The following is a 14,976-nucleotide window of genomic DNA, read 5'->3' as shown; positions in this document are numbered from 1 at the left end:
TATATATGAACAGCAGACGGCCGCCTGCTGTCAAATTTGTTATTTTCCGAGGCAGAACTGTGAGAATAATTGGTTGATGAGACTGTCCTGTACGGTATCCCCGACAATTTCGCCAAGCAGTTCCCAAGTGCGGGTGATGTCGATCTGGATCATATCGACCGGCACGCGGGCTTCCGCTGCCGCAATCGCATCCTCGATTGCCGACTTCGCCTGATGCAGCAGGGCGATGTGGCGCTCATTCGATACATACGTCGGATCCTGGGCTTCCACGCCGCCGCCGAAGAAGAGTCCGGCGATCGTCTGTTCCAGCTCTTCCACCCCTTCGTCCTGCAGGATGGATGCTGTGATGATCGGTTTGTCCCCGGCGCGGGCACGGACATCCGCCAGATCGAGCTGCTGCGGCAGATCCGTCTTGTTGACGAGGATGATCGCATCCATCGGCCGGACGGTCTCCAGCAGCCGCCCGTCCTCCTCTGTGAGGGCTTCGGACCCATTCAGCAGCAGAATGACAAGATCCGCATCTTTCAGCACCTGCCGGGACCGTTCCACGCCGATCCGTTCGACGAGATCTTCCGTCTCCCGGATCCCTGCCGTATCCACAAGCTTCAGCGGAACTCCCTGGACATTGACGTACTCCTCAATAATATCACGAGTGGTCCCTGCAATGTCAGTTACGATCGCTTTATTTTCCTGGACGAGGCTGTTGAGCAGGGAGGATTTCCCTACGTTCGGCCGGCCGATGATGACCGTCGACAATCCCTCACGCAAAATGCGGCCTTGCGAAGACGTGGCGAGGAGCCGCTCGATCTGCGTCTTCACCCAATTCCCTTTTTCGATCATGAGCGGGATGGTCATCTCTTCGACATCGTCATATTCCGGATAGTCGATATTCACTTCGACCTGCGCCAGCGTTTCGAGGAGCGCCTGCCGCAAGTCCCCGATCAGGCGGGACAGCTTGCCATCCATCTGATTGAGGGCGACATTCATTGCACGGTCCGTTTTCGCGCGGATCAGATCCATGACGGCTTCCGATTGCGATAAGTCGATACGCCCATTCAGGAAAGCACGCTTCGTGAATTCTCCGGGTTCCGCCAGACGTGCGCCGAATTGGAGCACGAGCCGCAGCACCCGGTTGACGGAAACAAGTCCGCCGTGGCAATTCAGTTCCACAACATCTTCCCGCGTGAATGTTTTTGGTGCTTTCATTATAGAAACCATGATTTCTTCGACGGTCTCTCCCGTCGCTGGGTCCACCAGATGACCATAGTGGATCGTATGGGAATCAGCATCCGCCAATTTCTTCCCGGACGGTGACCGGAACAGCCGGTCGGCGATCTGGACGGCCTCGTCCCCGCTGATCCGGACGATTGCGATCGCCCCTTCTCCCATCGGCGTTGAAATCGCCGCGATTGTATCAAACTGCACGCTGTCTCACCTTCCTGATCTGTCGTTATCCACATGTGCATAACCTATTTCCGGGCGTAACTTTCTAACAGTAAATTTTAGCACAAATCGTGCCCAAGTCCTAGTGCGGGAATTGAACTTTTTGTGGATAACTGTAAAAAATGGCCGAAATCCGGCCCATACACTTTCCGGAGACCCGCAGCGTATTCTTTTTTCATAAAAAAACCGCCATGACCGGTGAGGGCCATGGCGGTTGGACTGTATTCATTTGATCGGTTCGATGACGAGATAGCGGCGCGGATCTTTGCCTTCCGAGTACGTTTCGATGTCCAGACGATCGGCAAGTGCATTGTGGAGCACTTTCCGTTCACTGGACGGCATCGGCTCAAGCTCCACTTTGCGTCCGCTGCGCACGGCTTTGTCCGCCATGCGCTCCGCCAGCAGTTCCAGTGACTGTTCCCGCTTCAGCCGGTAGTCACCGACATCGAGCCGGACGACTTTGTACGGGTTGTCACCTTTGTTTGCAACCAGCTGGGCGAGCTGCTGGAGTGCATTCAATGTGGCACCCCGCTTCCCGATAAGGAACGCCGCTTTTTCGCTTTCCAGCTGGTACTCCAGAACTTTGCCTTCCAGCGTCCAGGTGATGTCCAGATCAGTGACGCCCATCCCTTCTGCAATCTGCAGCAGATACTGGGATGTTTCCGCCGCCACATCTTCGTCGGAACGGCCGGCTTCTGCGGATTCCGCTTCGGTTTCTGCACTTTTTTCATCAGATCCGGGCGCGTCCGGCCGGTCCGGCTCCGTGTTTTCCGCAACCGGTTCGGCTGGTGTTTCGGGTACCGGCGGCAGATCGGCAGGCTCGGGTGCGGGCGGTTCCGGCAGGCGGGTCACCACCACTTCAGCAGGTGCAGCGCCAAAACCGAGAAACCCTTTCTTTCCTTCAGTGATCACTTGGACATCGACTTGTTCCCGTAAAGCGTTCAATTTCTCCAATGCAGAAGCGATTGCCTCTTCCACGGACTTGCCGGACTGTCTGATCTCACTCATTTCCGCTTCGTTCCCCCTTTGCCTTTTGCTTTCGGCTGTTCAATGACGACTTCCTTCTTCTTGAATGGCTTATAGATGAAGAAGTTCTGAACGATCGAGAAGATATTTCCCACTACCCAGTAAAGCGCTAGCGCAGCCGGCAGGAACGATCCGAAGACCATGATGAACACAGGCATGATGTACATCATGACTTTCATCTGCGGGTTGTCCATTGCGGGACCGGTGCGCAGTACAACGAACTGCATAAGACCGGCAATGACTGCGAGCGTGATGCTTGGTGCCGCCAAGTCGAATACGAGAAACTTGCCGAGCGGGATCTCCGGTGTCGCATTCATCCGATTGATCGCATGGTAGAAGCCGATCAGGATCGGCATCTGCACGAGGACGGGCAGGCAGCCTGCCACCGGATTCACTTTGTTTTCCGTCATGACCGCCTGCATTTCTTCGCGGTACTTCTGCTGGGTGACGGCATCTTTCGACTTGTATTTCTCTTTCAGCGCATTCAGTTTGGGCTGGATTTCCTGCATCTGTTTCGAACTTTGCGTCTGCTTCAATGTGAGCGGCAGTAAAATCAAGCGGATGATGACGGTGACGGCGATGATCCCGAGACCGTATGTACCGAGCAGCTCCTTGAATGTCTCGATCAATGAGACGAGCGGCCAGACGATATACTTACTCCAAAATCCTTCACTCGACGCGGATATCGGTTCCTTGAAATCTCCGCAGCCGGCCAGTAAGACGGACATCACCGTCAGCATGACGAGCAGTCCTGCTTTTTTCTTCACTCTGGTTCCCCCATATCTCTATACAATTTTCAGTCAGATTAGTGACAGTGTATCACGGATGAATCTTCCTGTTCTACTTCTTCTTCAGAACACGGGCAATCCTCAGCACATGCTGCAGACTCTTTTTCGTTTCGTGGAAGTCGAAATCGACAGCCGGATGTCTTGCGATGACGACATAATCACGGTCCTGCCGCAGTTCGTCCTTCAGTTCGAGGAACGTCTGCCGGATGTACCGCTTGATGCGGTTGCGTGTCACCGCATTTCCAAGTTTCTTGCTGACGGACAGGCCGATCCGGAACTCCGTGCGATCCGGCTGCGGCAGCACGTAGACGACAAACTGCCGGTTCGCAAACGACTTCCCCTGTTTGAACACCTTCTGGAACTCTTCATTCTTCTTGATCCGCTGTTCTTTCTTCATTAACAAGCACCTGCTTCATCACGTGGTTTGATTTTGCATGGGTAATCCTTGAAAACCGTTGATCTCCGTTCCAGGAGCACGCTTTCCGGGGGCTCGATCTCAGCCTCCTCGCTGCTGCGCAGCTGCGGGGTCTTCGATCTTCGCGAATCCCCAGGAGTCGGCTCCCTGCACTCCGATCAACTGCAGTAGGAATCCTGCGGTAATTTTATAGATTGGTTTTACAATAATCGATCGCAGACATAAAAAAAAACCACTGAATGTTCAGTGGCTTACGCTGAAAGAACTTTTCTTCCTTTTCTGCGGCGGGCTGCGAGGACTCTGCGTCCGTTTTTCGAGCTCATCCGTGCACGGAAGCCGTGGACTTTGCTGCGTTTACGTGTATTTGGTTGGTACGTACGTTTCATAGTAGAAGACACCTCCTGCTTTACTGACTCAGTTGCTTTTGCATATAACAGTCTTGACAAGTATAGCTGTCCATTGTCTGAATGTCAATCTGTTTTTCAGCAAGGCTTTTCCTGCCGCCCGATCGGGTCATGCGCCAGACCCGTTTTCCTCGCAAAAAGGTTATCCACAGTTCATCCGGAAGCCGGCAGTTGCCGCTGTGAATCCCCCCATGTTTGAGTTTTTCAAAAAACCGGCATTTGTCGACAGCTTTTTCACATACCCCGTCTTGTGGATAACGTTTCTATCCACATCTGCGGGCCGTGTGCATAAGTGAACCCATCCCTTGCGGATAAAGCGATTACCTGATACAATGAGAAGGATTTTGCTGTGCATATAATTTCATACAACATCTATTATCCACAATTGTTAATAAGTTGTGGATAATTTTTTCAACATCTTTTGGATAATAGTTACCCACAAGCGTGGAATCTGTGTATAATACATACTTCCGGGTTTAGTTCGGCGTAAAGGAGGTTCACTAGTGGAGCATTTAGAAAACCTTTGGCAGGAAGTACTGTCGAAAGTGGAAGAAAAAATATCCCGGCCCAGTTTCGAAACGTGGCTGAAATCGACAAAGCTTTTATCGTACGGGACGGAAAACGTCACGATCGCTGTCCCGAATTCGTTTTCGAAAGAATGGCTGGAGAGCCATTACGTACACTTACTGACAGGTATTTTGTCTGAGCTGACAGGGGAAGACCGGCTCATTCAATTTGTCGTGCCTGAAGATATGGCAGAGAAGGACTTCGCGGTGCCGAAACCCGTCGTCAAGAAGGCGGAGAAATCACCCGTTGCCACGACAGCTGCCATGCTGAATCCGAAATATACATTTGAGACATTCGTCATCGGATCCGGCAACCGGTTCGCCCATGCCGCGTCACTTGCGGTAGCAGAAGCGCCGGCGAAATCATATAATCCGCTCTTCATCTACGGAGGGGTCGGACTGGGTAAGACCCACCTGATGCATGCGATCGGCCATTATGTGCTGGAGCAGAATCCCTCACTGAAAGTGGTCTATTTGTCGAGCGAAAAATTCACCAATGAATTCATCAACTCGATCCGCGACAACAAGGCGGGTGAGTTCCGCGACCAGTACCGGAACGTGGATGTACTGCTCATAGATGATATTCAGTTTCTCGCCGGAAAAGAACAGACACAGGAGGAATTCTTCCATACGTTCAATACGCTGCACGAGGAATCGAAGCAGATCGTCATCTCGAGTGACCGGCCGCCGAAAGAAATCCCAACGCTCGAAGACCGGCTGCGTTCCCGTTTCGAATGGGGCCTCATCACGGATATCGCTCCGCCTGATCTCGAAACAAGGATTGCGATCCTGCGTAAGAAGGCGAAAGCGGATGGTCTTATTGATATCCCGAATGAGGTGATGCTATACATTGCCAATCAGATCTACACCAACATCCGTGAACTGGAAGGGGCCCTGATCCGTGTCGTCGCGTATTCGTCACTCGTCAATATGGACATCACACCGGATCTTGCTGCCGAAGCGCTGAAGGATATCATTCCGAACGCGCGACCGCGCACGGTCACCATCGTCGATATCCAGAAGACCGTCGGCGAGCATTTCAATGTCCGGCTGGAAGACTTCTCGGCAAAGAAACGGACACGTGCGATTGCATTTCCCCGCCAGGTCGCCATGTATCTGTCACGGGAGCTGACAGACGCTTCCCTGCCGAAAATCGGTTCGGAATTCGGCGGACGCGACCATTCGACGGTCATCCATGCGCACGAAAAGATTTCGAAGATGATGAAAGACGACAAGTCACTCCAGCAGGACATCGAAGATATCCGGGCTGCACTCGGCAGAAGCTGACAGTCTTAGCCCTGTGGATAATCGGGGATAACCCGTGCAAGTCCAATCACAGCTTATACACATGTGGGAAACCTTGCTCTGATTCCATTCAGCCTGCTTATCCACATGTGCACAGGCCCTACTACTATTACTACTATCTTTAAAACAATTAATTCTCTATATAAGCGAGGGGTATCTATGAAATTCGAGATCATGAGAGACAAACTGCTCGAAGGGCTCAGCGATGTTATGAAGGCGATCAGCCAGAAGGTGACGATCCCGATCCTGACCGGTATCAAAATCGAAGTGAATGACAAAGGACTTACGATGACAGGAAGTGATTCCGACATTACGATCTGCACATCGATCCCTGTCGAACAGGACGGCGAACAGATCATCCAGGTGATCGAAAGCGGCATGATCGTCCTCCAGGCGAAGTTCTTCAGTGAAATCATCCGGAAGCTGCCGACCAATGACGTCATGATCGAAGTGACAGACGGGATGCACACACACATCCGTTCCGGCAAATCGGAGTTCCATCTGATCGGATCGGATCCTTATGAATATCCGATCCTGCCTGATGTGTCGGATGAACACCGTATGTCACTGCCGTCGGATCTCATCAAATCGATCATCCGGGAAACCGTGTTCGCGGTCTCGCAGCATGAAACACGCCCGATCCTGACAGGGGTCCATTGGGAGCTGAAAGACGGCCGTCTCGTCTGTGTGGCGACTGACAGCCATCGTTTGGCGAGCCGAACCATCACACCCGAAACGACACCTGATGAGCCGTTCAGTATCGTCATCCCGGGCAAGAGTCTCCAGGAACTGAACAAGATCCTGCCAGATTCCCAGGATCCCGCAGAAATCATCTTCGCGGATCAGCAGGTGCTGTTCAAAACACGCAATGTCCTGTTCTACTCACGTCTGCTCGAAGGCAATTACCCGGACACTTCCCGTCTGATCCCGTCAGAGTACAAAACATCGGTGACCGTCAACGGCAAGCATCTGCTGCAGGCGATCGACCGTGCTTCCCTGCTCGCAAGGGAAGACCGGAACAATATCGTCCGTTTTGCTGCAGAGGGCGGCAATACGCTTGAAGTTTCTTCAAACTCCCCGGAAATCGGGAAAGTCGAGGAACTGATCGAAGCACAGGAAGTGACAGGGGAAGAGCTGAAGATTTCATTCAGTGCGAAGTATATGATGGATGCCCTGAAAGCGATCGACGGACAGAATATTGAAGTCCATTTCACAGGCACGATGCGTCCGTTCATCCTCAAGGCGACGGATGATGACTCAATCCTGCAGCTCATTCTGCCAGTGCGGACATATTAAGACGAAAAGGATGGCCGTAATGCGGCTATCCTTTTTACTTATAGCCGGAAGTCCGGTAAAATAGAGATATCAACTAACATTGTGAAGGATGGCGTGCAGATGGAAGACTTACACTTCGACACAGAATACATTACGCTCGGCCAGCTGCTGAAAATGGTCAATGTGATCAGTTCCGGCGGGATGGCCAAATGGTTTTTGAGTGAAAACGTTGTCTACGTCAACGGCGAAGGCGAGCAGCGCAGAGGACGGAAACTGTACGGCGGGGATGTTGTCATGGTGCCGGGGGCAGGCAAGTTCAAACTGTTCGCTGCGCCAGATGGAACCCGAGATGCACATTGACCACCTCGCTTTAACGAACTACAGGAATTACGCCTCCCTTGAGCTGTCCTTTTCCCCGCATATCAACGTATTCATCGGCGAGAATGCGCAAGGCAAGACGAACGTCATGGAAGCGATCTACGTTCTGGCGATGGCGAAATCCCACCGTACGTCGAATGATCGTGAACTTATCCGCTGGGGCCAGGAGTATGGTAAAATAGAAGGGGATATCGAACGCAAATACGGCCATCTTCCGATTGAACTGGTGATTTCCAAAAAGGGGAAGAAGGCCCGTGTGAATCATATCGAACAGAACCGGCTGAGTTTGTACATCGGGCAGGTGAACGTTGTCATGTTTGCGCCTGAAGATCTCAATCTCGTGAAAGGGAGCCCGCAGGTGAGGCGGCGCTTCCTCGATATGGAGATCGGACAAATATCGCCGGTCTATCTGCATGACCTGCTTCAATACCAGAAACTCCTGAAACAGCGCAATGCAATCCTTAAAACGAACCGCAGCGGACGGCATCTGAATGATGTCATGTTTGACGTCTATACGGAGCAGTTCGCCGAAAAAGCGGTCCAGATCATAAAGAAGAGATATTACTTCCTGGAACTTCTTCAGAAATGGGCCGGTCCGATCCATCACGGCATATCCAGGGGGCTTGAAACCCTTGAAGTCTCGTACCGGACACTGAAGGAACTCTCCGAAGACCAGACGGAAGACGAAATGAAGGAAATCCTGCTGGCAAAACTTACGGAAGTGAGGGCACGGGAGCTGGAACGCGGCGTGACGCTCGTCGGTCCGCACCGGGATGATCTGGCGTTCACCGTGAACGAGTATGACATCCAGACCTACGGCTCGCAGGGACAGCAGCGGACAACCGCCCTGTCACTGAAGCTCGCGGAGATCGAACTCGTGCGCCAGGAAACAGGAGAAGCACCGATCCTGCTGCTGGATGATGTGCTGAGTGAATTGGATGACTACCGTCAGTCCCATCTTCTCAATACGATCCGGGGGCAGGTTCAGACATTTGTAACGACGACCACCATCGCGGGGATCGAGCACGAAACGATCCGCCAGGCAGCCATCTATGAAGTGACCGCCGGTACGGTGACACAGCGTGAAGAAGCACGGCCCCCCGCGGGGGATGAAGATACCGGAAACTAAGACCGGCTAGCCGGCATGTTCGGAAAGGAAAGGTGAACAGTTTGGCCATGGAAGAAAAAGAGCTGCAGCAAGCATATGATGCCAATCAGATCCAAGTGCTCGAAGGGCTGGAAGCGGTGCGCAAACGGCCTGGTATGTATATCGGGACGACAAGCGGCAAAGGACTGCACCACTTGGTATGGGAAATTGTCGACAATAGTATCGACGAGGCACTGGCCGGCTATTGCGACCACATTGAAGTGGCAATCGAGAAAGATAACTGGATCCGCGTCGATGATAACGGACGCGGCATTCCGGTCGATATACAGGAATCCACAGGACGGCCGGCGGTGGAAGTCATCATGACCGTTCTGCACGCCGGCGGTAAATTCGGCGGCGGCGGCTACAAAGTATCCGGGGGTCTGCACGGCGTCGGGGCCTCTGTCGTGAATGCCCTGTCTTCGGAGACGGAAGTTTTCGTACGGCGGGACGGCAAGCTGTATTCCATCAAATTCAGCCAGGGACGGGTCATCCAGGAACTGACGGAAATCGGTACAGCGGAAGAGACAGGGACGTCAACACGCTTCAAGGCCGATCCGGAAATCTTCACCGAGACGACGGTCTATGAGTACAGCGTCCTGGCCCACCGACTCCAGGAACTTGCCTATCTGAACCGCGGCCTGCGCATTTCCATTACGGATGAGCGTGAGGAAGACGGCCAGTCGGATACGTTCCACTACGAAGGCGGCATCAAGTCATACGTCGCCCATCTGAATGAAAACAAGGAACCGATCTTTGAGGATCCGATCTTCATCGAAGGGGAGAAGGATGGCATCTCCATTGAAATCGCCATGCAGTACAACAGCGGCTATGCCGATAATCTGCTGTCATTCGCGAATAACATCAACACCTACGAAGGCGGCACCCACGAGTCCGGATTCAAGACCGCGCTCACCCGGGTCATCAACGACTATGCGCGCAAGAACGGCCTGCTGCGCGAAGCAGACCCGAACCTGACAGGGGATGATGTACGGGAAGGATTGACGGCGATCGTCTCCGTTAAACACCCGGATCCCCAATTCGAGGGACAGACGAAGACGAAGCTCGGCAACTCGGAAGTGAGTACGATCGTGAACTCACTGTTCGCGGAGAAGTTCCAGCGGTTCATGCTGGAAAATCCGCAAGTCGCACGCAAAGTCATTGATAAGAGTCTGATGGCGGCACGCGCCCGTGTGGCTGCGAAGAATGCACGCGAATTCACCCGCCGTAAATCGGCGCTGGAAGTGTCAAGCCTGCCGGGTAAGCTGTCCGACTGCTCATCACGGAACCCAGCCATCAGTGAACTGTACATCGTTGAGGGGGATTCCGCCGGCGGTTCGGCAAAGGGCGGACGGGATCGTCACTTCCAGGCAATCCTGCCGCTCCGCGGTAAGATCCTGAACGTGGAGAAAGCCCGTCTCGACCGGATTCTGAGCAATGAGGAAATCCGGATGATGATCACGGCACTCGGCACAGGGATCGGCGAGGAATTCAACCTGGAGAAGGCCCGGTACCATAAGATCGTCATCATGACGGATGCCGACGTCGATGGTGCCCATATCCGCACGCTGCTGCTGACATTCTTCTTCCGGTTCATGCGCCCGCTGATCGAAGCGGGCTACGTCTATATCGCCCAGCCGCCGCTCTACCGGGTGAAGCAGGGCAAGAACGAAGAATACTGCTTTGATGAAGAGGGGCTGCAGGCGATCCTCGAACGACTTCCAGCCAGTCCGAAGCCGATCATCACCCGTTACAAGGGTCTCGGCGAAATGGACGCAACACAGCTTTGGGAGACGACGATGAATCCTGACCAGCGGACTCTGCTGCAGGTCCATCTGGAGAATGCGATCGAAGCGGATGCGATCTTCAACCGCCTCATGGGTGACGAAGTCGCACCGCGCCGTAAATTCATCGAAGACAACGCAATTTACGTCAAAAATCTGGATACCTGATCATCTGGCATCCGGACGGTTATGGATAGCCGTTTCTTTTACAATCAGCAAAAAGAGGAACAGGTTGAAAGGGGTATGACAACATGGCAGATCTGCCAAACCGCGGTGTGCAGGAAATCAATATCAGCAAAGAGATGGAGACGTCATTCCTAGATTATGCGATGAGTGTCATCGTCTCCCGGGCGCTGCCTGACGTGCGGGACGGATTGAAACCGGTCCACCGCCGTATTTTGTATGCGATGCAGGACCTCGGGAATACAGCGGACAAACCGCATAAGAAGTCGGCGCGTATCGTCGGGGACGTCATCGGTAAGTACCACCCGCACGGAGACAGTGCGGTCTACGATACGATGGTCCGGATGGCGCAGGACTTCAACTACCGGTATATGCTCGTGGACGGCCATGGCAACTTCGGTTCCGTCGACGGCGACTCTGCCGCTGCGATGCGTTACACGGAATCCCGTATGTCCAAGATTGCGATGGAACTGCTGCGGGATATCAACAAAGATACGATCGATTACCAGGATAACTATGACGGACAGGAAAAAGAACCGATTGTCCTGCCGAGCCGGTTCCCGAACCTGCTCGTCAACGGGACATCCGGAATCGCGGTCGGTATGGCGACGAACATCCCGCCGCACCATCTCGGGGAGACGATTGACGGGGTGCTCGCACTTGCCGACAATCCCGCCGTCACGACCGAGGAATTGATGGAAATCATCCCGGGTCCCGACTTCCCGACAGGCGGGATCATCCTCGGACGAAGCGGTATCCGCCGAGCTTATGAGACAGGCCGGGGATCGCTGCTCGTGCGGGGGAAAGTCGAAATCGAACAGGCAGCAAGCGGCAAGGAGACGATCCTTGTCCATGAACTGCCGTATCAGGTGAACAAAGCGCGTCTGATCGAAAAGATCGCAGAACTCGTGCGGGAGAAGAAAATCGACGGCATCACCCATCTGGCGGATGAATCCGACCGGACAGGCATGCGAATCGTCATCGAAGTCCGCCGCGACGCAAATGCGAACGTCGTGCTGAACAATCTGTATAAGCAGACGGCCCTCCAGTCCAGCTTCGGCATCAACATGCTCGCCCTTGTGGAGGGGCAGCCGAAAGTCCTGTCGCTGAAGGAGATCCTGTTCCATTACCTGGAGCATCAGAAAGTGGTCATCCGCCGCCGGACGCAGTATGATCTCAAAAAAGCGGAGGACCGGGCCCATATCCTCGAAGGTCTGAGGATCGCCCTCGATCACATCGATGAAATCATTGCGCTGATCCGCGCGTCGAAGACGACCGACGAAGCGAAGACCGGCCTGATGGAGCGCTTCGACCTGTCCGACCGGCAGGCCCAGGCGATCCTGGACATGCGTCTCCAGCGGCTGACCGGACTGGAACGTGACAAGATCGAAGAAGAATACCAGCAGCTGGTCGCGCTCATCAATGAGCTGCGTGCCATTCTCGCGGATGAACATAAACTGATTGAAATCATCAAGGAAGAACTTCTTGAAGTGAAACAGCGTTTTGCGGACAACCGCAGAACCGATATCACGGTCGGCGGAACGGACATGCTTGAAGATGAAGACCTCATTCCGGAGGAGAATTCCGTCCTTACCCTGACGCATCACGGCTACGTCAAACGCCTGCCTGCCAGTACATACCGCAGCCAGCGTCGCGGCGGCCGGGGAATCCAGGGGATGGGGACGAACGACGATGACTTCGTCGAGCACTTGCTGAATACGTCGACACACGATACGATCCTGTTCTTTACGAGCAAAGGGCGCGTATTCCGTAAAAAAGGCTATGAAGTGCCGGAATTCAGCAGAACAGCGAAAGGCCTGCCGATCGTAAACCTGCTGGATGTCGAAAAGGATGAGAAAATCACAACCATGATACCTGTCCGTAAATTCGACGAGACCCAATATCTCTTCTTTACAACGCGTGAAGGTCTCGTGAAACGGACGTCTGTCGCAGCATTCGCCAACATCCGCTCAAACGGACTGATCGCTCTTCGTCTGCGCGAAGAGGATGAACTGATCAATGTCAAACTGACGGATGGCAGCGAAACGATCGCTATTGCAACGCACGACGGGATGATGATCCAGTTCAAAGAGGACACCATCCGTCCGCTCAGCCGGACGGCAAGCGGCGTCAAAGGGATCGGCCTCCGCACCGGAGACTATGTCATCGGTATGGACATCGTGCGGGAAGACGGCGAAATACTTGTCGTCACCGAAAAAGGGTTCGGGAAACGGACACCGGTCTCCGAATATCGCCTGCAGTCCCGCGGCGGCTTCGGACTGAAGACGCTGCACGTCACCGAACGGAACGGGAAGATGATCGCCATGAAAGCTGTGAACGGCACCGAAGACCTGATGCTGATCACACTGCATGGTATTCTGATCCGGATGGATGTCCATGACATCTCGATCATCGGACGGAGCACACAAGGCGTCCGGCTCATCCGTCTCGGCGAGGATGAATCCGTTGCAACCGTGGCGAAAGTGGAAAAAGAGGAACTGGAAGAGTTGGAGGACGACGAAGCGCTGAGCGAAAGTGAACAGCCGGTCCTCGAGGAAATTGAAAATCATCTGAAGTCCGAAGACAGTCTGGCGGAAGCACCGGACGAGGCGGAGGGTGAAGATATCTGATACAACAGCCGGCTTGGGAAATTTCCAAGCCGGTATTTTTTTACTGCCGATAGTACTGTATGATAGGGATATAGGAACATAGTAAGAGAACAAGCTTCAGGAAAGGAACTGCGGTGAACAGCAATGGAAACATACAGAAACCTGGGCGACCTCCGTCCGGGAGCTATACTCGCTGAAGATGTCTTTGCCAATACAGCTCATCCGATAGTAAGAAAAGGAACAACACTCGACATGGAGCACCTGGAGATCCTGCACCTGTTTGCCATCAAACGGGTCAAGGTCGAAGAGCGTATCGTGAACCGGGTGCAGCCGGAACAGACTGCTGGCAGCCCCGCAGGAACCATCGAAACCGATCTGGATCAGCTGCTTGAAAACAAAGTCAGCCGGACGAAGGACCTGCATACAATGTATAACAAGGCGGTCAACGAATACAAACGCGAATTCACGTCTTGGCGTTCGGGCATGAAGCTGGATATTGCGAAAGTCCGTCTGCTCATCATGCCGCTTCTTGAAACCTATATGGAACATCGTAAACTTCTTGTTATACTGAACGAGTATTCCAATAGAAAAGAATATATGTACCATCATGCCGTATCTGTCGGTATGCTGACGGCTGCACTGGCCAGCGAGCTTGAGTACCCGAAAGGCATCACCCTGCAACTCGGCCTGGCCGGCACACTGGCGGACTGCGGGATGGCTAAGGTGCCATCTCAGCTGCTCGAGAAAGCGGCATTTCTGACTAAATCCGAATTCTCAGAAGTGAAGAAGCACCCGATACTGAGCTATCAGATGATGCAGGATTCCCCGCTGCTTCGCCAGGAGATGAAACTGGCTGTCCTGCAGCACCATGAACGGCTGGACGGAAGCGGCTATCCGAGAGGGGACCAGGGAGAGAAAATCTCCCAGTATGCACAGGTGATCGCGGTCGCAGATGTTTTCCATGCGATGACGTGTGAGCGGGTATACCGTTCCAAAGAGTCGCCATACAGAGTTGCAGAGATGCTGAAGGAAGAGGACTTCGGAAAGTTCGACCCGGCTGTGGTGGACGCCCTCTATGATATGATCGGCATGCCGGTTGCGGGCGATCAGGTGATCCTGACCAATGGAGATTCCGGAAGTGTTGTAATCGGCAACCCGGCATTCCCATTCCGGCCTGTCGTGAAAGTGAAAAACACTGGGGAAGAAGTGGATTTGACAGCACACCGTGCGGTCTCCATCGAGAAAGTCATCGGTTGATTCTGTGAATACTCTATTGAAAGAGCGTCTTCCGGTTGGCCTGGAGGACGCTCTTTCAATAGAGTGGCAGGGGAGCAGGAAACCTATATAAACTATTTTGCTAAAAAAGCTTGCAGCCATGAAAGAGGCATGGTAAGATAGAACACGTTGCTCTTACAGGACGAAAAAAACATCCCGATGAGTCAACTGAAATAACTTTGAAAAAAGTTGTTGACTTCATGAATACAGGGTGATATATTATAAGAGTTGCTGAAACAACAAAGCGACAGCATGAACCTTGAAAACTGAACAGCAAAATGTCAACGAATCAACGTTTGGGAAGCCGACCCCGTCGGCGGAACAGACAAAACCAGATCAACAGATCTGATAGACATCTTAAATGATGCCAGCAAGAAT

12 protein-coding genes are annotated in these 14,976 nt (G+C 53.2%); 7 read left to right on the top strand and 5 right to left on the bottom strand.

The window, feature by feature from the left end:
* Positions 1-39: 39 nt before the first annotated feature.
* The 5 genes from mnmE to rpmH all read right to left on the bottom strand — a co-directional run bounded on the left by mnmE (position 40) and on the right by rpmH (position 4,058).
* Positions 40-1,425, bottom strand: coding sequence for a tRNA uridine-5-carboxymethylaminomethyl(34) synthesis GTPase MnmE (gene mnmE, locus BN1190_RS01595; protein WP_040285292.1), 1,386 nt, complete (start codon positions 1,423-1,425; stop codon positions 40-42).
* 243 nt (positions 1,426-1,668) lie between these two features.
* Complete coding sequence (gene jag, locus BN1190_RS01590) at positions 1,669-2,451, bottom strand: RNA-binding cell elongation regulator Jag/EloR (protein ID WP_040285291.1); 783 nt, start codon at positions 2,449-2,451, stop codon at positions 1,669-1,671.
* Positions 2,448-3,236, bottom strand: coding sequence for a membrane protein insertase YidC (gene yidC, locus BN1190_RS01585; protein ID WP_040285290.1), 789 nt, complete (start codon positions 3,234-3,236; stop codon positions 2,448-2,450). Before yidC ends, jag begins: the two co-directional genes overlap by 4 nt.
* Before the next feature lie 73 nt (positions 3,237-3,309).
* Complete coding sequence (gene rnpA, locus BN1190_RS01580) at positions 3,310-3,654, bottom strand: ribonuclease P protein component (protein ID WP_040285289.1); 345 nt, start codon at positions 3,652-3,654, stop codon at positions 3,310-3,312.
* A gap of 269 nt (positions 3,655-3,923) precedes the next feature.
* A complete protein-coding gene (gene rpmH, locus BN1190_RS01575; protein ID WP_040285288.1) occupies positions 3,924-4,058 on the bottom strand; it encodes a 50S ribosomal protein L34 in 135 nt (44 codons plus the stop codon).
* Between the two features lie 521 nt (positions 4,059-4,579).
* Here rpmH and dnaA point away from each other — a divergent pair.
* From dnaA to BN1190_RS01540, 7 genes are all read left to right on the top strand, one after another.
* Positions 4,580-5,929 carry a chromosomal replication initiator protein DnaA gene (gene dnaA, locus BN1190_RS01570; RefSeq protein WP_040285287.1) on the top strand — a complete coding sequence of 450 codons (1,350 nt, stop codon included), beginning with the start codon at positions 4,580-4,582 and terminating at the stop codon, positions 5,927-5,929.
* Positions 5,930-6,106: 177 nt separating this feature from the next.
* A complete protein-coding gene (gene dnaN, locus BN1190_RS01565; RefSeq protein ID WP_040285286.1) occupies positions 6,107-7,243 on the top strand; it encodes a DNA polymerase III subunit beta in 1,137 nt (378 codons plus the stop codon).
* A 99-nt stretch (positions 7,244-7,342) separates the two neighbouring features.
* Positions 7,343-7,582, top strand: coding sequence for a S4 domain-containing protein YaaA (yaaA, locus tag BN1190_RS01560; protein WP_040285285.1), 240 nt, complete (start codon positions 7,343-7,345; stop codon positions 7,580-7,582).
* Positions 7,572-8,729 (top strand): DNA replication/repair protein RecF, encoded by a 1,158-nt coding sequence (recF, locus tag BN1190_RS01555; protein WP_052461642.1) that lies wholly within the window; start codon positions 7,572-7,574, stop codon positions 8,727-8,729. The genes yaaA and recF overlap by 11 nt, the downstream gene beginning before the upstream one ends.
* A gap of 47 nt (positions 8,730-8,776) precedes the next feature.
* Complete coding sequence (gene gyrB / locus BN1190_RS01550) at positions 8,777-10,699, top strand: DNA topoisomerase (ATP-hydrolyzing) subunit B (RefSeq protein ID WP_040285284.1); 1,923 nt, start codon at positions 8,777-8,779, stop codon at positions 10,697-10,699.
* Positions 10,700-10,782: 83 nt separating this feature from the next.
* Positions 10,783-13,344 (top strand): DNA gyrase subunit A, encoded by a 2,562-nt coding sequence (gene gyrA / locus BN1190_RS01545; protein WP_040285283.1) that lies wholly within the window; start codon positions 10,783-10,785, stop codon positions 13,342-13,344.
* A 123-nt stretch (positions 13,345-13,467) separates the two neighbouring features.
* Positions 13,468-14,580 carry an HD-GYP domain-containing protein gene (locus BN1190_RS01540; RefSeq protein ID WP_040285282.1) on the top strand — a complete coding sequence of 371 codons (1,113 nt, stop codon included), beginning with the start codon at positions 13,468-13,470 and terminating at the stop codon, positions 14,578-14,580.
* Positions 14,581-14,976: the final 396 nt, after the last annotated feature.

The sequence above is a fragment of the Sporosarcina koreensis genome, assembly GCF_000826145.2.
Classification (GTDB): Bacteria; Bacillota; Bacilli; order Bacillales_A; family Planococcaceae; genus Sporosarcina; species Sporosarcina trichiuri.
The sequence above is the reverse complement of the archived record's forward strand: the minus strand, read 5'-3'. Positions and strand labels throughout refer to the sequence as shown.